This window comes from Nonomuraea sp. NPDC026600, from assembly GCF_040638335.1.
Lineage (GTDB): Bacteria > Actinomycetota > Actinomycetes > Streptosporangiales > Streptosporangiaceae > Nonomuraea.
In genome coordinates this window covers 20,172-37,842 of the sequence record NZ_JBEZYD010000001.1, presented here as the reverse complement: position 1 = coordinate 37,842, position 17,671 = coordinate 20,172, and the positions used below count along the sequence as shown (strand labels likewise).

General features: G+C 70.9%; 17 protein-coding genes. 2 read left to right on the top strand and 15 right to left on the bottom strand.

Annotated elements, in window-relative coordinates:
* Positions 1 to 70: 70 nt before the first annotated feature.
* The 7 genes from narI to AB0F17_RS00150 all read right to left on the bottom strand — a co-directional run bounded on the left by narI (position 71) and on the right by AB0F17_RS00150 (position 9,360).
* Positions 71 to 796 carry a respiratory nitrate reductase subunit gamma gene (gene narI / locus AB0F17_RS00180; protein ID WP_358013777.1) on the bottom strand — a complete coding sequence of 242 codons (726 nt, stop codon included), beginning with the start codon at positions 794 to 796 and terminating at the stop codon, positions 71 to 73.
* Complete coding sequence (gene narJ / locus AB0F17_RS00175) at positions 793 to 1,410, bottom strand: nitrate reductase molybdenum cofactor assembly chaperone (RefSeq protein WP_358013775.1); 618 nt, start codon at positions 1,408 to 1,410, stop codon at positions 793 to 795. The genes narI and narJ overlap by 4 nt, the downstream gene beginning before the upstream one ends.
* Positions 1,411 to 1,415: 5 nt before the next feature.
* A complete protein-coding gene (narH, locus tag AB0F17_RS00170) occupies positions 1,416 to 3,071 on the bottom strand; it encodes a nitrate reductase subunit beta (RefSeq protein WP_358013773.1) in 1,656 nt (551 codons plus the stop codon).
* A gap of 37 nt (positions 3,072 to 3,108) precedes the next feature.
* The gene (locus tag AB0F17_RS00165) at positions 3,109 to 6,762 is read right to left on the bottom strand and encodes a nitrate reductase subunit alpha (RefSeq protein ID WP_358013771.1); all 3,654 of its coding nucleotides are present in this window, start codon (positions 6,760 to 6,762) and stop codon (positions 3,109 to 3,111) included.
* 118 nt (positions 6,763 to 6,880) lie between these two features.
* Positions 6,881 to 7,282, bottom strand: a complete 402-nt coding sequence (locus AB0F17_RS00160) for a pyridoxamine 5'-phosphate oxidase family protein (protein ID WP_358013769.1) — start codon at positions 7,280 to 7,282, stop codon at positions 6,881 to 6,883.
* Positions 7,283 to 7,380: 98 nt separating this feature from the next.
* Positions 7,381 to 8,616 carry an MFS transporter gene (locus tag AB0F17_RS00155; protein WP_358013767.1) on the bottom strand — a complete coding sequence of 412 codons (1,236 nt, stop codon included), beginning with the start codon at positions 8,614 to 8,616 and terminating at the stop codon, positions 7,381 to 7,383.
* 180 nt (positions 8,617 to 8,796) lie between these two features.
* The gene (locus tag AB0F17_RS00150; protein WP_358013765.1) at positions 8,797 to 9,360 is read right to left on the bottom strand and encodes a helix-turn-helix domain-containing protein; all 564 of its coding nucleotides are present in this window, start codon (positions 9,358 to 9,360) and stop codon (positions 8,797 to 8,799) included.
* A 74-nt stretch (positions 9,361 to 9,434) separates the two neighbouring features.
* Here AB0F17_RS00150 and AB0F17_RS00145 point away from each other — a divergent pair, with 74 nt between their 5' ends.
* Positions 9,435 to 10,268 carry a cupin domain-containing protein gene (locus AB0F17_RS00145; protein WP_358013763.1) on the top strand — a complete coding sequence of 278 codons (834 nt, stop codon included), beginning with the start codon at positions 9,435 to 9,437 and terminating at the stop codon, positions 10,266 to 10,268.
* On the opposite strand, the gene AB0F17_RS00140 is transcribed toward AB0F17_RS00145, so the two are convergent.
* The 3 genes from AB0F17_RS00140 to AB0F17_RS00130 form a co-directional block, all read right to left on the bottom strand.
* Entirely contained in the window at positions 10,249 to 10,758 is a 510-nt protein-coding gene (locus AB0F17_RS00140; RefSeq protein ID WP_358013761.1) for a hypothetical protein, read from the bottom strand. The two genes, AB0F17_RS00145 and AB0F17_RS00140, sit on opposite strands and share 20 nt — an antisense overlap.
* 72 nt (positions 10,759 to 10,830) lie before the next feature.
* The gene (locus AB0F17_RS00135; protein WP_358013759.1) at positions 10,831 to 12,000 is read right to left on the bottom strand and encodes a hypothetical protein; all 1,170 of its coding nucleotides are present in this window, start codon (positions 11,998 to 12,000) and stop codon (positions 10,831 to 10,833) included.
* Positions 12,001 to 12,054: 54 nt separating this feature from the next.
* Complete coding sequence (locus AB0F17_RS00130; RefSeq protein ID WP_358013757.1) at positions 12,055 to 12,723, bottom strand: alpha/beta fold hydrolase; 669 nt, start codon at positions 12,721 to 12,723, stop codon at positions 12,055 to 12,057.
* A 76-nt stretch (positions 12,724 to 12,799) separates the two neighbouring features.
* Between AB0F17_RS00130 and AB0F17_RS00125 the strand changes: the two genes are divergently transcribed.
* Positions 12,800 to 13,420, top strand: coding sequence for a TetR/AcrR family transcriptional regulator (locus AB0F17_RS00125; protein WP_358013755.1), 621 nt, complete (start codon positions 12,800 to 12,802; stop codon positions 13,418 to 13,420).
* On the opposite strand, the gene AB0F17_RS00120 is transcribed toward AB0F17_RS00125, so the two are convergent.
* The 5 genes from AB0F17_RS00120 to AB0F17_RS00100 form a co-directional block, all read right to left on the bottom strand.
* Positions 13,417 to 13,905 (bottom strand): serine hydrolase domain-containing protein, encoded by a 489-nt coding sequence (locus tag AB0F17_RS00120; RefSeq protein WP_358013753.1) that lies wholly within the window; start codon positions 13,903 to 13,905, stop codon positions 13,417 to 13,419. The two genes, AB0F17_RS00125 and AB0F17_RS00120, sit on opposite strands and share 4 nt — an antisense overlap.
* Before the next feature lie 73 nt (positions 13,906 to 13,978).
* Positions 13,979 to 15,037, bottom strand: a complete 1,059-nt coding sequence (locus AB0F17_RS00115) for a winged helix DNA-binding domain-containing protein (protein WP_358013751.1) — start codon at positions 15,035 to 15,037, stop codon at positions 13,979 to 13,981.
* A 103-nt stretch (positions 15,038 to 15,140) separates the two neighbouring features.
* Positions 15,141 to 15,959 carry an alpha/beta hydrolase gene (locus AB0F17_RS00110; protein WP_358013749.1) on the bottom strand — a complete coding sequence of 273 codons (819 nt, stop codon included), beginning with the start codon at positions 15,957 to 15,959 and terminating at the stop codon, positions 15,141 to 15,143.
* A 112-nt stretch (positions 15,960 to 16,071) separates the two neighbouring features.
* Entirely contained in the window at positions 16,072 to 17,307 is a 1,236-nt protein-coding gene (locus tag AB0F17_RS00105) for an RNA polymerase sigma factor (protein ID WP_358013747.1), read from the bottom strand.
* The gene (locus AB0F17_RS00100; protein WP_358013745.1) at positions 17,304 to 17,642 is read right to left on the bottom strand and encodes a YciI family protein; all 339 of its coding nucleotides are present in this window, start codon (positions 17,640 to 17,642) and stop codon (positions 17,304 to 17,306) included. The genes AB0F17_RS00105 and AB0F17_RS00100 overlap by 4 nt, the downstream gene beginning before the upstream one ends.
* Between the last annotated feature and the right edge of the window lie 29 nt (positions 17,643 to 17,671).

The following is a 17,671-nucleotide window of genomic DNA, read 5'->3' as shown; positions in this document are numbered from 1 at the left end:
CGTATCCACTAATTTCCTACACGGTCAACCGGGTATGGGCCACGTTTTCGGAATGATGGCGCAACGCCTTTTAGGGCTCCCAGCCGCGCCGGGGCGCGCGGGCCCCGATCGGCTGGTCGGCGCGGCTGCGGTAGACGATGTAGGGGCGGGTCAGGTAGCCGATGGGCGCGGTGAGCATGTGCACCAGCCGGGTGAAGGGCCAGATGGCGAACAGCAGCAGCGCGCTGAGCGCGTGCGCCTGGAACAGGATCGGCGCACCGGCCATCAGCGCGGGATCCGGGCTGAAGGAGAAGATCGACCGGAACCAGGGCGAGATGGTGGCGCGATAGTCGTAGCCGGAGCCGATGACGTTGGCCGCCACCGTGGCGGCCAGGCCGAGCACGATGGTGATGCTCAGCACGGCGTACATGAGCTTGTCGTTGCGGGTGGTGGCCGTGAAGACCGGTCCGACGGTGCGCCGCCGGTAGATGAGGATCGCCAGGCCGCCGAGGGTGGCCGCGCCCGCGATGGTGCCGAGCACGACGGCGCCGGCGTGGTAGGCCTGCTCGCTCACCCCGACCGCCGCCGTCCAGCTCTTGGGGATCACCAGCCCGCCGATGTGGCCGAGCAGCACGACCAGGATGCCGAAGTGGAACAGCGGGCTGCCGATGCGCAGCAGCCGCGACTCGTACAGCTGCGACGAGCGGGTGGTCCAGCCGAACTTGTCGTAGCGGTAGCGCCACAGGTGGCCGAGCACGAACAGCGTCAGCGCCACGTACGGCGCCACCACCCACAGCAGGACGTCCAGGCTGTTCATCGGCCGGCCTCCTTGACGGCGTAGGGTTCCAGCCCGACCTCCTCGGCCGGCGGTCCTTGCGCCGCCAGCCGCAGCGCGGCCTCCTTCTCACGCGAGCCGGCCGGGGGCAGGGTGGCCGCCACGGCCGCCACCACGTCGGCGTACGGTGAGCGCTCCTCCTCCAGCGCCGCGCGCAGCAGCTCCAGGCCCGCCCGGTGCTCCTGCAGCAGGCGCCGGGCCTCCCGCACGCCACCGCGGGCCGACAGCTCGCACACCACCGCCACGTGGTCGGGCAGTTCGCCGTCGGCCGCCTCGAAGCCGGCGGCGCGCAGGGCGTGCTTGAAGCGCAGCAGCGCTCCGCCGCGCTTGCGGGTGTCGCCGTAGGCGTAGTACGTCAGGTACGGGCAGCAGCGCCGGTTGAGGTCGAAGGTCGCCACGTAGTGGGCGGCCAGGTCGGCCTGCGCGGTGACGGCGGCGTGGTCGAGGAAGGCGCTCAGGCGCTCGCGGACCTGTCCGCCGGGCAGCGCGGCCACGGCCCCGGCCAGCAACTGCCGGGCCTCGTACAACCGGTCGTCGGGGTAGCCGAGCAGAACCGAGGCCACCATGTGCGCTGTCCGCAGCTCACCTTCACCCATGTCCATCATGATTTGTCCCGGTTTCTCTTGGGGAACAGCCCGTCGGGAGTGCCCTTGCCGTCCCAGTTGAGGAGGTTGACGCGGCCGCGTAGCTCGCCGGCCTCGTCCAGGTCGTCGCGGGCCTGCCGCTCGCGCAGCGCGTGGAAGTTCTCCACCGCCACCGGGGCGGGCAGGCCGGAGGCCTCGCCGAACGGGCCGCCCATGCCGGGCCCGCCTTCGTAGTCGAGGCTGCACCCGGTGGCGCTCTCCTCCAGCCGCGCGCCCTGCTCGGCGTGCGCCTGGGGGATCACGTACCGCTCGGCGTAGGGTGCCAGGGCCAGCAGCCGGTGCATCGCCTCGACCTGCTCGCCGGTCATCCCCACGGTGGCGGCGATCGACTCGTCGGGGTCTTGGCCGAGGTTGAGGCGGCGCATGTAGGAGCGCATGGCGGCCAGGCGGCGCAGCACGGCGCGGACCGGCTCGGGGTCGCCGGCGGTGAACAGCTCGGCCAGGTAGCCGATCGGAATGCGCAGGGCGTCGATCGCGCCGAACAGGTTCCCGGAGTCCTCGCCGTCATGGCCGGTGCCGGCCAGCACGTCCACCACGGGCGACAGCGGCGGGATGTACCAGACCATCGGCATCGTGCGGTACTCCGGGTGCAGCGGGAGCGCCACGCCGTACTCGAAGATCAGCTTGTGGATCGGGGAGTTGCGTGCCGCCTCCAGCCAGTCCTCGGGGATGTTCGCGGCGCGGGCGGCGGCGATCACCTCGGGGTCGTGCGGGTCCAGCAGGACGCTCTTGTGCGCCTGGTACAGGTCCTGCTCGTCCGGGACGCTCGCGGCCTCGGCGACGCGGTCGGCGTCGTAGAGGAGCAGGCCGAGGTAGCGCAGACGGCCCACGCAGGTCTCCGAGCAGACCGTGGGGATGCCGACCTCGACCCGGGGGTAGCAGAACGTGCACTTCTCGGCCTTGCCGGTGCGGTGGTTGAAGTACACCTTCTTGTACGGGCAGCCGGTCACGCACATGCGCCAGCCCCGGCAGCGATCCTGGTCGACCAGGACGATCCCGTCCTCCGAGCGCTTGTACATCGCGCCGGACGGGCAGGAGGCCACGCACGAGGGGTTGAGGCAGTGCTCGCAGATGCGCGGCAGGTAGAACATGAACGCCTGCTCGAACTCCAGCTTCACCTGGTCCGACAGCTTGCGCAGCACCGGGTCGGCGGCGGTGAGCTCCGGGCCGCCGGCCAGGTCGTCGTCCCAGTTCGCACTCCAGGTGATCTTCGTGTTCTTGCCCGTGATCAGCGACCTGGGCCGGGCGACGGGCGTGTCCTCGGTGGCGGGAGCCGAGAAGAGCCGGTCGTAGTCGTAGGTCCAGGGCTCGTAGTAGTCCTGGATGGAGGGCATGAGCGGGTTGGCGAAGATGGTGAACAGCTTCTTCAGCCGCCCGCCCGCCTTCAGCCGGAGCCGGCCGCGCCGGTTGAGCTCCCAGCCGCCCTTCCATTTCTCCTGGTCCTGGTAGGTGCGGGGGTAGCCCTGGCCGGGGCGGGTCTCGACGTTGTTGAACCAGACGTACTCGACCCCGGCCCGGTTGGTCCACGCCTGCTTGCAGGTGACCGAACAGGTGTGGCAGCCGATGCACTTGTCCAGGTTCATCACCATGGCCAGCTGACCCATCGGTCTCATGGCTCACTCCGTTCGCGGCTCGCTGTGCTCGCGGTCATCAGTAGTCGACCTCCTGAGCGCGGCGGCGGATCACCGTGACCTCGTCGCGCTGGTTGCCGGTGGGCCCGAGGTAGTTGAAGGCGAAGCTCAGCTGGGCGTACCCGCCGATGAGGTGGGTGGGTTTGACCAGGAGGCGGGTGAGCGAGTTGTGGATGCCGCCGCGCCGCCCGGAGGTCTCGCTCTTGGGCACGTCCACCACGCGCTCCTGGGCGTGGTACATGTACACGGTGCCCTCGGGCATCCGGTGCGAGAGGACCGCGCGGGCCACGACGACGCCGTTGCGGTTGACCGCCTCCACCCAGTCGTTGTCGGCGATCTTCGCCTTGGCCGCGTCGGCGGGGCTCATCCAGATGGTCGGGCCGCCTCGGGAGAGTGTGAGCATGAGCAGGTTGTCCTGGTATTCGGAGTGGATGGACCACTTGGAGTGCGGGGTGAGGTAGCGCACGGTGACACCGTCCGCCCCGGATTCGCCGATGCCGGGCTCACCGAACATCGCGGTCATGTTCAGCGGCGGCCGGTAGACCGGCAGCGCCTCGCCGGCCTCGTGGATCCAGTCGTGGTCGAGGTAGAAGTGCTGGCGGCCGGTCAGCGTGTGCCAGGGTTTGCGGTGCTCGACGTTGATGGTGAACGCCGAGTAGCGCCGCCCGCCGCTCTCGCTGCCCGACCATTCCGGCGAGGTGATCACCGGCACGGGCCGGGCCTGGGTGTCGGCGAAGGTGATCTGCTTGTGCTCCTCGGCCAGCCCGTCGAACGACGTCCCGGTACGCCGGCCCAGCGTGGCGAACCCCTGGGCGGCCAGGTGCCCGTTGGTGGTGCCCGACAAGGCCAGGATGGCCTCGCACATGTCGCTGTCGCGGGCCAGAGACGGGCGGCCGTCGGCGACGCCGCCGTGGACGGTGCCGTTCATCCTGCCCAGCCGGTCGATCTCGCCGCGCACGTCGAACGTCAGCCCCTTGGTCGTGGCGCCGAGCCGTTCCAGCAGCGGACCGAGCGCGGCCATCTTCTGCGCGACCGCCCCGTAGTCGCGCTCCACCGTGACCAGCTTGGGGAAGTCGCGTCCCGGAGTAGGCGGGCTGCCTGTCGCGCGCCAGTCATGTACCCGCCCGTGCGGGGTGGCCAGTTCGTCGGGCGTGTCGTGCAGCAGCGGCACGGCCACCACGTCCGTGCGGGTGCCCAGGTGGGTCTTGGCCAGGTCGCTGAAGGCGCGGGCGATGGCGTGGAAGGCGGCGAAGTCGGTGCGGGTCTGCCAGGGCGGGTCGATCGCCGGGGTGAAGGCGTGCACGAACGGGTGCATGTCGGTCGAGGACAGGTCGTGCTTCTCGTACCAGGTGGCGGCCGGCAGCACGATGTCGGAGAACAGCGTGGTGGAGGTCATCCGGAAGTCCAGCGACAGCAGCAGGTCGAGCTTGCCGCGCGGCGCCTCCTGCGGCCAGGCCAGGCTCTGCGGCCGCTGTCCGGGCGCGGCCTCCTCGGCCCGCACGGCCGAGTCGGTGCCCAGCAGGTGGCGCAGGAAGTACTCGTTTCCCTTGGCCGAGGAGCCGAGCAGGTTGGCCCGCCACACGGTCAGCACGCGCGGCCAGTTCGCGGGCGCGTCGGGGTCCTCGCAGGCGAAAGCGAGCCGCCCCTGGGCGACCTGCTCGGCCACGTACGGCCCCGCCTGCGCGCCCGCCGCGGCCGCCTCGTCGGCCAGGTCGAGCGGATTGCGATCGAAGGTCGGGTACGACGGCATCCAGCCCATTCGCGCCGAGTGCGACAGCAGGTCGGCGGTGGCCTTGCCGGTGAACGCGCCGCTGCCGAGCGGCGAGGAGACGATGTCGGCCGAGTAGGTGTCGTAGCGCCACTGGTCGGTGTGCAGGTACCAGTAGGCGGTGCCGATCATCTGCCGCGGCGGGCGCGACCAGTCCAGGCCGAAGGCGAGCTGCGCCCAGCCGGTGATCGGCCGGCACTTCTCCTGGCCGACGTAATGGGCCCAGCCGCCGCCGTTGACGCCCTGGCAGCCGGTCAGCGTGGTCAGTGCCAGGAACGAGCGGTAGATGGTGTCGGAGTGGAACCAGTGGTTCGTCCCCGCCCCCATGATGATCATGGATCGGCCGCCCGACTCCTCGGCGTTGCGGGCGAACTCCCGGGCGATGCGGGCCGCCGCCGCGGCCGGCACCGAGGTGATCGCCTCCTGCCAGGCCGGGGTGTACGGCTCGGCCGCGTCGTCGTATCCGGACGGCCAGCGTCCCGGCAGCCCGTCGCGGGCCACGCCGTACTGGGCGAGCATCAGGTCGTACACCGTGGTGACCAGGTGGCCGCCGACGCGCCGCACCGGCACACCACGTTCCAGCACTCCTTCGCCGTGACCGTCGAAGCGCGGCAGCGCGACCGCCGCTGCTTCCTGCCCCAGGCAGGTCAGCAGCGGGTCCACCTCGCCCAGGTCGAGATTCCAGCGGCCCTGCCCGTGGTCGGAGTAGCGGAAGGCGAGCGAGCCGTTCGGCACGACCGGCTCGCCGGTCCGCGCGTCCAGCAGGACCGTGGCGAACGCCGCCTCCTGCCCTTCCTGCCCCAGGTCGGCCGCGGTGAGGAACTTGTCCGGCACATACGACGTGCCCCGCTCACGCAGCCGCACCAGGAACGGCAGGTCGGTGAACCGCTTGACGTAATCAGTGAAACAGGCCGTCGGCCGGTCGGCGAAGAACTCCTTGAGGATCACCTGCCCCATCGCCATGGCCAGCGCGCCGTCCGTGCCCGGGTGCGGGGCCAGCCACTCGTCGGCGAACTTGGCGGCGTCGTTGTAGTCGGGCGCGAGCACCACCACCTTCTGGCCCCGGTAGCGCGCCTCGGCCATGAAGTGGGCGTCGGGAGTGCGGGTGACCGGCACGTTCGAACCCCACAGCATCAGGTACGCCGCGTCCCACCAGTCGGCCGACTCCGGCACGTCCGTCTGGTCGCCGAACACCTGCGGGGAGGCCACCGGCAGGTCGGCGTACCAGTCGTAGAACGACAGCATCGCCCCGCCGATCAGCGAGACGAACCGGGCACCCACCGCGTGGGAGGCCATCGACATGGCCGGAATCGGGGAGAACCCGGCCACCCGGTCAGGGCCGTAGGTCTTGATGGTGTGCACATGCGCCGCGGCGATGATCTCGCATGCCTCCTCCCAGGTGACGCGCACCAGCCCGCCCTTGCCGCGCCCCGACTGGTAGCGGCGGCGCTTGTCCGGGTCTGTGGTGATCTCCGCCCAGGCGGTGACCGGGTCGCCCAGCCTCGCCCTGGCCTCCCGGTACATCTCCACCAGCACACCCCTGGCGTACGGGAAGCGGACCCGGGTGGGCGAGTAGGTGTACCAGGAGAACGCCGCACCGCGCGGACAGCCCCGAGGCTCGTACTCCGGCCGGTCGCCGCCCACGCTCGGGTAGTCGGTCTGCTGCGCCTCCCAGGTGATCACGCCGTCCTTGACGTACACCTTCCAGGAACAGGAACCGGTGCAGTTGACGCCGTGGGTGGAGCGGACGACCTTGTCGTGGCTCCACCGGTCACGGTAGAACACGTCCCCCTGGCGTCCGCCGATCTGGTGCAACGTCCGCAGGTCATCGGAGACTTCGCCGCGGCGCAGATGCCTTCCCAATCCCAGCAGGGCATCGCTGACCGGCCCGTCCATACCTGCCATCCGTGCAACTCCTCACCTCACGTGCCGCATGACGACGTCTCGATCCTTTCGGCCGCACCGCAGGACAGTTCAGGGCCTTTAGTCCCACCTTCCGGATCCGAAAGACCCAAGGGGCAGCTCAGGTGAGGCGCCGGCCGGTGGCCTCCACCGTGGTGATGACGATGAACTGGTCGCGGCCGCGCGCCCACGGCGTCAGCGGCAGTCTTTCCAGCCGGGCGATCTCCGCGGGCTCGTCGGCGACGCGGGCCAGCCCGACGACGGTCACCGACCAGCCGCTCCGCTGCACCGGGTGGAAGTCGTCGACCTCGAAGGCGACGACCGCACGGCGCGTGGCGGCGGCCAGCTTCGAACCGGCCGCCGTGCGGATGACGATGTCGTCGCCGTCCAGGCAGAAGTTGACCGGCTGCACAGCTGGCAGGGCGCGATCGGTGAAGACGATCCGCCCGATCGGGCATGAAGGCAGCAGGCGCATGCACTCCTCATGGGAGAGCACCTGCAGGCCGGCCGAGTCGACTTTCATGTCTGTCAGCCTGCCGCCGCCCCTACCTGCGGGGTTAGGGACGAAAGTCCTATGACGGCTGCCGATCCGCCCTCAGTCGCCGCTGTCTTGCGGCGGCGTCAGTGTGCGGGCCTGGACGGCATCGGTGGCGCGGCCGGGCGCCGCCCGGCCGTGGCACGGACCGCGGTGACCGTGAGCACCAGCATCAGCGCCGACACCCCGGCCAGCAGGGCCAGGCCCAGCCCGTAGGAGCCGAACAGGCCGTAGACGAACCCCATCACCAGCGGCGGCACGAACCCGCCGAGCCCGCCGGCCGCGCCCACCAGACCCGTGACCGAGCCGACCTTGTCGGCCGGTGCCACCGTCGCCACCAGGGCGAACGTGGCCCCGCTGCCGGCGCCGAGCGCCGCGGCCATGGTCAGGAACGCGGCCGTGCCCAGCACCATCAGCGGCGGGGTGAACGCCTGCGCGGCGGCGCAGCACGCGACGATGGCGAACACGACGACCAGCACGGGAATCGGCCCGATCCGGTCCGACAGCCAGCCGCCGACCGGCCGCATCACGACCGCGAAGATCACGAACCCGGCCATCCGGTCGGCCGCGTCCGCCTGCTCCAGGCCATAGGCCGACTGCAGATAGACCGGCAGATAGACCGAGAAGGCGACGTACCCGCCGAAGGCCACCGCGTACAGCACGCATGCCTGCCAGGTGATCGGCAGGCGCACGGCCGCGGCCAGGCGCGCCGTGCTCGACTGGGCCGGCGCCGTACGGCCCGGGGCGTCGCGCAGCACCAACCAGGCCAGCACGGCGTAGAGGGCGAGCGCCGCCGCGGTGAGCAGGAACGGCGTGGCCGAGCCGCCGGCCCTGACCAGTTTGACGGTGGTCAGCGCGCTGATCGCGGTGCCGCCCATCCCCATGCCGAAGACACCGACGGCCAGCCCGCGGCGCTCGGGCGGGAACCAGGCGCTGACGAAGGGCACGCCCACGGCGAACACCGTCCCACCGATGCCCAGAAAGAACCCGCCTGCCAGCAGCGCCGCCGGCGAACCCTGCCCCGCCAGGCCGATGAACAGCACCGGGACCATGGTGGCCGCCGAGAGCAGCGGGAACATCACCCGGCCGCCGTAGCGGTCGGTGAGCGCCCCGACCGGGATGCGGCCCAGCGAGCCGACGATCACCGGGACCGCGACCAGCAACGCCTGCTGGGCGGCCGACAGGCCCAGGACCTCCTTGAAACGCGGGCCCAGCGGGCTGAGCAGCGCCCACGCCCAGAAGTTCACCGCGAATCCCACGGTCGCCAACGCCAGCATCAGCGCCGGCCGGCGGGCCGTTGCGCTGGTCGTGTCGGAGCTCATCTCATCCGCCCTTGTCGTGCCGATCCATGCTGGGGACAGAGGCCGTGGTGCGTCCCGCCGTTTCCGGCAGGTGAGCGCTGTCTCCCGTCACATCCCACCGCGACGGCTTCCCGGACTCCTAGGGGCGAAAGTCCCGCACGTTGAGTGCTTTGTGCTGTGGATCCGAAACGGGGCGATGGGTCATCGTGGGCGTAGGCCGTCCAGGGCGATGTCGATGAAGCGCCGCCAGTCGCCGATGGCGTCGCGGCTGATCGCGGCCACCGCTCCGGCGATCATGTAGAGGTCCGCGACCTTGACGTCGGCGCGGAAGGTGCCGTCGGCCCGGCCTCGGTCCAGCAGGGTCTCGCCGAGGGCGAGGAGGTCGGCGCCCACCTCGCCGCGCGGCTCGGTCGAGCCCAGGGCCGCCTCGATCGCGCTGGAGACCCCGCGGCCCTCGTCGTGCACCTCGCCGATGCGGGCCAGGAAGCAGGTCAGGGCCTGCCGCGTGTCGGGGTTGGGCAGGCATGCGGTCCGGGCGTAGGCCAGGATCTCGGCGAACCGCTGCTCCGTCACCGCCTCAATCAACGCTTGACGTGTCGGGAAATGTCGGTAGACGGTGCCCACGCCGACCCCGGCCGCCTTGGCCACCTCCGCCATCTGCACCTCATCCCCCCGTTCGGCGAACAGCGCGCAGGCCACCTCCAGCACCCGGCCGCGGTTGCGTTCGGCGTCGGTACGGGGTTTGCGGGTGGTGGGTTTTGACATCCCTCGCGGTCCTCTGTCTAGACTCTAAACGGAATCGGATTCCGAATCCGTATCCATCTATGAAAGGCTACCGCATGTCCAAGGATCGCTTCATCCTCCTGAACGCCGGAGAGTCACGCCTTCCCATGCCGCCGCCGACGACGCTCAAGGCCGGAGCCGCCGACACCGAGGGCCGGTTCTCCCTCGTCGAGAACCGGGGCCGGCATGACCTCCCGTCGCATGTCCACGACTCCTTCGACGAGCTCGTCTTCGTCCTGGACGGGGAGCTGGGCATCGACTTCGACGGCCGGACGCACCGCCTGACCGCGGGCATGTGCGCGCTGCTGCCGCGCGGCGTCACCCACGCGATGCGCACCCTGTCGGAGGTTCCGGTCCACGCGCTGCACCTGTCCTCGCCGGGCGGCTGGGAAGAGGACGTGGCCGAGGCCGGGCCGGCGGCGGAGAACGGCGACAAAGAGCGCTTCTACCTTCTCCAGCGCGGCGAAGTGCGCCCGGGGCGCATCAAGGTCCCGCCCGCGTTCGCCGCCAAGACCCGCGGCGTCGACACCGGCGGCAGGCTGTCGCTCCTCGAAATGGTGGTGGCTCAGGACATTCCCCGCCACATCCACCACAAGGCAGACGAAGGCATCTACGTACTCGACGGGGAGCTCGTCGTCGAGTTCGACGACCGGACGGAGAAGGTGGGCAAGGGCCAGTTCGTCCTGCTGCCTCACGGGGTCCCGCACGCGCTGCGCTGCGGGTCCACCCCTCCCCCGCGGGTCATCCAGATCTCCTCGCCGGGCGGCTGGGAGTGTTTCATCGAGGACCTGATCGAGGCCAGGCCGCACATCACCACGGGCGGCCGGCTCGACCCGGTCAAACTCAACCCCATCGCCGCCAAGTACGACATCACCTACGGCGTGCCGTAGCCCCGGCCAAGGCCGGCTCCGGCCGCGGCGCCGGGCGGATCGCCCAGAGCGCGACGGCGATGTACAGGACCTGCTCGGGCACCCGCAGCCACAAAGGCGACGCCTGGCCGCCGTTGAACGGCACGTCGGCGACCGCGGCGTAGATGTTGGCCGGCAGCAGGAGCACGAAGAGCGCGGCCAGCGCCATCCCGGCCGGTCGGCGCGTCCCGGTGATGACCAGCCCCACCGCGCCCATGAGCTCCAGCACGCCGGTCAGGTAGACCATCGCGTCGGCGAAGGGCACGAAGGGCGGCACCATGCGTACGAGATCCCCATGGCTGGGCATGACCGTGACGCTGTCCGGGACGAAGTGCGCGCTGGCCGTCATGAAGAGCATGACGGCCAGCGCGTGCGCCGCACTGACCGGCCACGAGGCGAACCGGCCGACCCCGAACGCCCCCAGCGCCCGCAATCCCAGCAGGACCACCAACAGCACGATGATCGGTTCCACGACAGACTCCCTATTGGGTAGTTGCACTATCTAGTGTTGGATAGCACAACTATCCCAAAGAGTGTCGCGGTGTCAAGCGGTAGGGAACGGGATCGTGCGGTTCGGCCAGTCGCCGAGGAGGGCCCGCACTTGTCCGGCCACCTCTCGCACCGACCGGCCGTCGGTGTCCACGCACAGGTCACCCGCCTTGACGCGGTCGAGCGCCGCGGCCTCCCCTGCGGCGCGTTCGGCGGCGCGGTGCAGGGCGCCGGAGTCCAGCCCCTTCAGCTCGTCCCCCGGTATCGCCGGCCCGCCTCCCTGGCCGCGCCGCGCGACGCGCTCGGCCAGCGTGGCGGGCCCGGCGTGCAGGCGGCACACCGTCAGCGCCGTTCCGGCAAGCAGGTCGGCGTAACCGCGGACGGTGTCATCCCGGTCGGCGTGCCCGGAGACGATCAGGCACCGGGCCCCGGCCGCGCCGTATCCGGCCCACAGGGCCGCGAGGTTGCGCGCCTTGAGGCGGTGGCCGTCCGGGTCGTCGTCCGCGGCGGGCCACAGCGCGCCGATCTGCTTCAGATCGACATAAGCAGCTCGTATGCCGCTCTGGATGATCTGCGTGAAGACCTCATACCCGACAGTCGACTTCCCGACCGCACCAGCGCCGGAGAACCACAGCACAGGGACCGGGCCGCAAGCGGGTGGCGCCGCTGGGCGGGACGCGGAGCCGCCAGGCGTCGCGGCGGGGCCGGTACGCGGCCACCCACCGGCTCGCTCACGGACCATCCGGGCCACCTCGGACACGGTAAGCCCGTCGGTATCCAGGCAGATGTCGGCGAAGTCGCTGAGGTCCAGCAGCTCCGCCTCGGCGACGGCCTCCGCCACCAGGTCCGGACGCCACCCTCGGGCGATGAAGCGTTCCTTGAGCTCAGCGGTGTCCACGCGCAGCCGGCACACGGTCAACGCGGCGTCCGGGAGGAGGTCGGTGTACTCACCCACCTCCTCGGCGGTGTCGACAAAACCCGACAGCACCATGCACTGCGCCCCTTCCTCCCGGAAGTGGGGCCAGATCGCGGCGAGGCTCCGGGCCCGGAGCCGATGGGTGCCACTCTCCGGGAGGGGATGACACAGGCTGATCTGGTCGGCGTCGAGGAAGGCCGCCTTGATGCCGCTTCGGCTCAGCCGCGCGAACAGCTCCCAGCCGGCCGAGGACTTCCCGACACCTGACGGCCCGCACAGCCACAGCAACGGCAGAGGATCACTTCTCATCCGCGCGACAGTAGTAGGCCGCACGTGCGATCGGCGATCCCCTTTCTCCTCCGCTCAGGCCGGGCATCGCCCGTCAAGGGCGCTGAGGACGGCGTCGATGAACACCGGTGACGACGGCTCGTCGGCATGCGCCACACCGGCGAACTCGGCCCTGCACCACACACCGGCGATGACGTCGTTACGCGTGTCGTCCAGCGAGCTCGCCAGCAACGTGTACCTGACCGGATCCGGCGTGGGGTCGCCGCTGTTGAGCTGGGTGATGAAACTGTTGCTGGGGCACATCTGCCCGCCCTGCCCGGCCGGTAGCAGGCATGCCGGCCAGTAGCCGAGCTGCCCGGTGCCCATCGAGATGTAGCTGAGCGTCTTGCCGGCGCCGCCGAGGAATTTCAGGTAGTGGCGCGCCGACAGCCCGCCCATGCTGTGCCCGACGATGCTGACCTTGCTGCCGTCGTGCTCTTGCCGCGCCTGTTCCACGAGGGCGCTGATGGCTTGGGCGTTGGCGACGTTCTCCTCGCCGGGCAGGTCGATCGCGTACGTCGGATAGCCGGCTTGCTCCAATGCCGTCTGCATCTGGGCGAACTCGGTGGGGGATCCGTTCCAGCCGTGAACCAGGATGACCGGCTCCCGCTGCGCGCCCTGGGCCGGCGAACCGGTGCAGAGCCCGGCCAGCAAGGCGAAAGCGAGGATCAGTAAGGGCCGGATGCGGTGTGGGCTCGGCGACATCGTCGCACCTCGCTACTCGTCCGAGGGTGGTTCACTTACTGAGTACTCGGTAAGTGAATGAGTTAGATTTAACATCGTGACCCCCAGCAGGCAAGTACCTGGCAGGCAAGAACGATCTCGCCAGCGGCGAGAAGAGATCATCACGGCGGCCGGCGAGATGTTCGCCCGCAGCGGTTACCGCGGCACCTCGCTCGCCGACGTGGCAGCCCGGGCCGGCATCACCGAACCCGGGCTCCTGCACCACTTCGGCAACAAGGCGGGCCTGCTGCTGGCGGTGATCGAGCGGCGCGACCTGGACAGCGAGGCCTTCGCGCTGGAACTGCTCGGCATGGAACCCTCCGGGCGGCTACGGGCCCTGCCGGAGTTCGCGCGCCGAAACAAGCAGCGGGCCGGACTGGCCAAACTGTTCACCGTCCTGGTGGCCGAAAGCCTCGAACCGGGCTCGCCGGGCCATGAGCACTTCGTCGACCGCTATCGCTCGATGCGCGCCATCGTCGCCGACAACATCCGCTCCGCCCAGGCCGCCGGCCTCGCCCGCCGGGACGCCGACCCGATGGCCAAGGCCATCGAAATCATCGCCACGCTCGACGGCCTGCAGACCCAGTGGCTGCTCGACCCCGGCGCCGTCGACATCGTCGCCACCGTCGAGGCCTACGCCCGCACCCTGGAACGCGACCTCGCCTGCGGCCTGCCTTAGGCGGCGAGGCGCGCGTCTCTGAGGCGGGTCACCGCACCCTGGAGCGAGTCAGGCTGCGGCAGGCTCTTCTCGCGGAAGGCCGAGTCGGCCATGCCCGAGGTCTGGTTGAGGAGCTGGCGCACGGTGATGCCGGCCGCCCGGGGATCGGCCAGCTGGAACTCGGGCAGGTAACCGTGCACCGGTTTGTCCAGCTCGACCTGGCCTTTCTCCACCAGTTGCAGGACGGCCAGTGAGGTGAAGGACTTGCTGGCCGACGCGAGCGCCATGGGGGTGTCGGCGGTCACCGGGTCGCCTGTCGCGGTCCGGCCGTAGCCTGCGGCGTGAATGACTTCCTTTCCCTTGGTGACCGCCACTGCCACACCCGGCAGTCCGGTCGCTTCACGGTATTGGGCGATATATCCGTCGATCGTCGTCGGGGTAAGAGCGGGGCCGCCAGGCGCGGGGAGTATGGCCAGGCAGAGCGCCGCGAGGGTGTTCAAGAGCACGCGTCAACGCTAGGCACCGCGCCTCGACGGCACATTGCGGAAAGCCCTCAACCTGCACTGCGGAAAACCGCCATCAGATCCCTGTGACTTCGCCGTCCTTGCCCGGTTCGGCGAAGGCGAGCAGCCGGGCCGCCTCATCCCTGATCTCCCGAGCCCGACCCGGCGACACCGGCCCGAACATCTCGACGCTCACCACCCGCTTGTCCCGCTTCCACACCCCCTGCACGAACCCGTCGACCAGGACCGTCCCGAGCACCTGTCCGTTGATGGTGATGACCCGTTTGCGGTGTTCGTCGGAGATGATCCGGGTCCGGTCGGCATGGCTGAGCAGCACGTTGTCGAACGGCGCCAGCAGCCGCACCGGCGCGTCCACGTCCGGGCCGGGCCGTGGCGCGTCCGGCAGGTCGAACAGCCCCCTGTCCAGCTCCACCAGCCGCGGGCGCAGCCGTTGGACCACCTCACGCAGCCCGGTCAGCCCCGACCACGCCTGTACGTCGGCCACGGTGGCGGGCCCGAAGGCGGCCAGGTAGCGCACCACCAGGTCCTCCAGCGACGGCGACGGGTGCAGCTCGCGGCCCAGCCACGACTCGGCGGTCGCGTACGCGGTCTGCCCCGCCTTGCCCCACACCGCCCTGGGCGGCACCTGCACCAGCGGCGTCAGGATGCGCATGATCTGCGCCAGGTCGGCCGCGGCCGTGCCGGGGAAGCGCCCGGCCAGCAGCGTTCCGAGCTTGGCCGCGGTCAGTGGTCCATCGGTCAGCGCCGCGCGGCCCGCCTCGACGACCGCCGCCAGGTCCAGGCTCAGGAGCTGCGCGCCGTACGCGCTGTGCAGGTATTTGGTGAGCTGCGGCTGCGTCAGCGCCCGCAACGTCAGGCAGTCGGCGGCGCTGACCAGGTGGACGGTGCCGCGCATGAGCACGATCCTGACCGCCTCACGCCCGGTCAGCAGCTCCGCCAGCTCCTCGGGCCGGAACCCCTCAAGACGCGACCAGAGCCCGAAGTACGGCGGGAACGGCGCCTGCGCCTGCAACCCGACCAACTGCTCCACCGCCTGTAAGGCGGGCATCGCATGCCGCTGGAGCAGGAGTTGCCTGGCCAGCGTGGCCCGGTTGAGCTCTCTGGCAGTGATCATCGGTCCATCCCGTCGAGGAGGTGGCCCAGGCCGCGGCTGTCGTGGGACATCAGGCGACAATACGTTGTTCCGGCACCGGATCGGCGGTCTGGTACGGGAACCGCTACCTGATCTTCACGGCCGATGGCGGCCGAGCCGGTGCGGGATCGCTGAGGAACTCCCGCAGGACCGGGGCCAGCGCCTGCGGGTCCACGTCGTGCGTCTGGCCCGCCAGCGTGCGATGCCGCCCCTGCGGAAGCGCGCCGGCCAGGCGCCGCGCCGTGTCGCGCAGCCACGCCGGGCTCGCGCCGCCGTCGGCCACCAGGGCGGGCACCCCCACCTGGGCCACCAGTTCGGCGGGCAGCGCGCTGTTCCCCATGACGGCGGCGTCGTAGGCGAGGGTGGGCGCCAGCGCCTCCAGCGCGGGCCACATCGGCGCGCCCCGCATCTGGCCGATCAGCTCCGCCGGCAGCCCCACCGTCGTCATGAACAGCTCGACCGCGTCCCCACGCCGCCCCGCCGTCAGCAGCTCGCCCAGCCTGGCCGCATAGGCGCGGGCCTGTGTCAGCCGCTCCTCGTCGTCGGGGCTGTAGGGCGGCTCGAACAGCGCCAGCCTGGTGATCGCCACCCCCTGGGCCGCCGCGTGCAGCGCCAGCGCCGCGCCCGAGGACATGCCGTACACCGATGCGGACCCGCCGGCCTCGGCGATGACCGCGGCCAGGTCCTCCACCTCGCGTTCGACCTGGTACGGCGCCGTGTCGCCGCTGTCTCCCCGGCCGCGGCGGTCATAGGTGAGGACGGTGAAGTACGGCGCCAGCAGCGCGGCCAGCGGCTTATCCGTCGAGCGGTCGCAGAGCGCCCCGGTCACGTAGACCAGTGCCGGGCCGCTGCCCGACCGGTCGTAGGCGATGCGGGTGCCGTCGGCTGAGAGCACGGTGTGCATGAGGCTTCTTCTTTCCGTTGCCGGTCATCTCGCTGCACCGACGAACGGGATGGGCCGAAACCGACACCTACCGGCCTTTCGCCCAGGCGACGAAGAGTTCCAGGAACCTGCCTCACGTGACCTCGGCGAGCCGTCCGGCCAGGTAGCGGCGTTCGGAGTCGTTGGCGGCCAGGGCGAGCGCCTGCCGGTAGGCGTCGGCCGCCTCGCCGTCGCGCTCCATGCGGCGCAGCAGGTCGGCGCGCGTCGCCGGCAGCAGGTGGTAGCCGTCCAGTTCGCCCGAGTCCGTCAAGGCGTCTACCAGCGCCAGCCCGGCCGGTGGTCCCTCGGCCATGCCCACGGCCACCGCCCGGTTGAGTTGTACCACCGGTGAGGGGACCAGCAGCGCGAGCCGGTCGTACAGGGCGACGATCTGCGCCCAGTCGGTGTCGGCGGCCTTGGCCGCGGTCGCGTGGCAGGCCGCGATGGCCGCCTGCACCTGGTACCCGCCGGGACGGCCCTCGAGCAGCGCCCGCTCCAGGATCTCGGCGCCCTCCGCGATCTCGCCGGTGTCCCAGCGGGCGCGATCCTGGTGTTCGAGGGTCACCAGCACGCCGGAGGCGTCCACCCGGGTGGCCCGCCGGGCGTCGTGCAGCAGCATCAGCGCCAGCAGCCCCCGTATCTCCGGCTCGCCGGGCATCAGCGCCGCCAGAACCCTGGCCAGGCGGATGGCCTCACCGCACAGGCTCCGCCGTACCAGGTCGGCGCCCTCGCTCGCCGCGTAGCCCTCGTTGAACAGCAGGTACAGCACGCCCAGCACGGCCGTCGTGCGCTCGGGCAGCAGGTGGGCGGGCGGTACCCGGTAGGGGATGCCCGCGTTGCGGATCTTCGTCTTGGCCCTGACCAGGCGCCTGGACATCGTCTGCTCCGTGACCAGGAACGCCCGTGCGATCTCGGCCGTCGTCAGCCCCGCCAGCGTCCTCAGCGTCAGCGCGACCTGCGCCTCCAGGCCGAGCGCGGGATGGCAGCAGGTGAACATCAACCGCAGCCGGTCATCGCCCACCCCGCTCTCCTCGCCACTCTCCTCGCCGTCCGGGGCGTCGAGCACCGCCAGTTGCCGCAGCTTCTCGGTCCCGACGGCCTCGCGGCGCAGCCGGTCGAGCGCGCGGTTGCGGGCCGTCGTGGTCAGCCACGCGCCCGGCCGCTGTGGCACCCCGTCGCGCGGCCAGCGTTCCAGCGCGGCGGCGAACGCGTCCTGCGCGCACTCCTCGGCCAGGTCCCAGTCGCCGGTCATCCGGATGAGCGTGGCGACGACCTGCCCCCACTCCGCCCGGAACGCGGTCGCGACCGCCGCGGTGACCTGGTCCGTCACGGTTGCCAGACCGGCCTGATCTCGATCTGTCCCACGCGCGCCCACGGATGGGCGGCGGCCAGCTCGATGGCCTCGTCGAGGTCGGCGCAGTCGATCACGCTGAACCCGCCGATCTGATCCTTGGTCTCGGCGAACGGCCCATCGGTCAGCAGCACCTCCTCACGCCGTACGCGCAACGTGGTCGCGTCGCTGCTGGGCCGCAGTCCCGTCGCGCCCCGCAGGATCCCGCGGCGCTCCATCTCCTCGGTCCAGCCGCCGCACCCGACCATGTCCGGATCCTGGCCGGCGACCGTCTCGTCGGACACGTCGCTGCACAACATCAGCACGTAACGCACCGGTCCTCCTCGCCATCGGGTCCGCTGCC

Coding starts and splice junctions, on each gene's coding strand:
- AB0F17_RS00165 (WP_358013771.1), bottom strand. CDS start 6,762: ATGGCAGGTATGGACGGGCCGGTCAGCGATGCCCTGCTGGGATTGGGA.
- narH (WP_358013773.1), bottom strand. CDS start 3,071: ATGAGACCGATGGGTCAGCTGGCCATGGTGATGAACCTGGACAAGTGC.
- AB0F17_RS00150 (WP_358013765.1), bottom strand. CDS start 9,360: ATGTCAAAACCCACCACCCGCAAACCCCGTACCGACGCCGAACGCAAC.
- AB0F17_RS00155 (WP_358013767.1), bottom strand. CDS start 8,616: ATGAGCTCCGACACGACCAGCGCAACGGCCCGCCGGCCGGCGCTGATG.
- AB0F17_RS00135 (WP_358013759.1), bottom strand. CDS start 12,000: ATGAGAAGTGATCCTCTGCCGTTGCTGTGGCTGTGCGGGCCGTCAGGT.
- AB0F17_RS00110 (WP_358013749.1), bottom strand. CDS start 15,959: ATGCACACCGTGCTCTCAGCCGACGGCACCCGCATCGCCTACGACCGG.
- AB0F17_RS00160 (WP_358013769.1), bottom strand. CDS start 7,282: ATGAAAGTCGACTCGGCCGGCCTGCAGGTGCTCTCCCATGAGGAGTGC.
- narI (WP_358013777.1), bottom strand. CDS start 796: ATGAACAGCCTGGACGTCCTGCTGTGGGTGGTGGCGCCGTACGTGGCG.
- AB0F17_RS00130 (WP_358013757.1), bottom strand. CDS start 12,723: ATGTCGCCGAGCCCACACCGCATCCGGCCCTTACTGATCCTCGCTTTC.
- AB0F17_RS00145 (WP_358013763.1), top strand. CDS start 9,435: ATGTCCAAGGATCGCTTCATCCTCCTGAACGCCGGAGAGTCACGCCTT.
- narJ (WP_358013775.1), bottom strand. CDS start 1,410: ATGGGTGAAGGTGAGCTGCGGACAGCGCACATGGTGGCCTCGGTTCTG.
- AB0F17_RS00115 (WP_358013751.1), bottom strand. CDS start 15,037: ATGATCACTGCCAGAGAGCTCAACCGGGCCACGCTGGCCAGGCAACTC.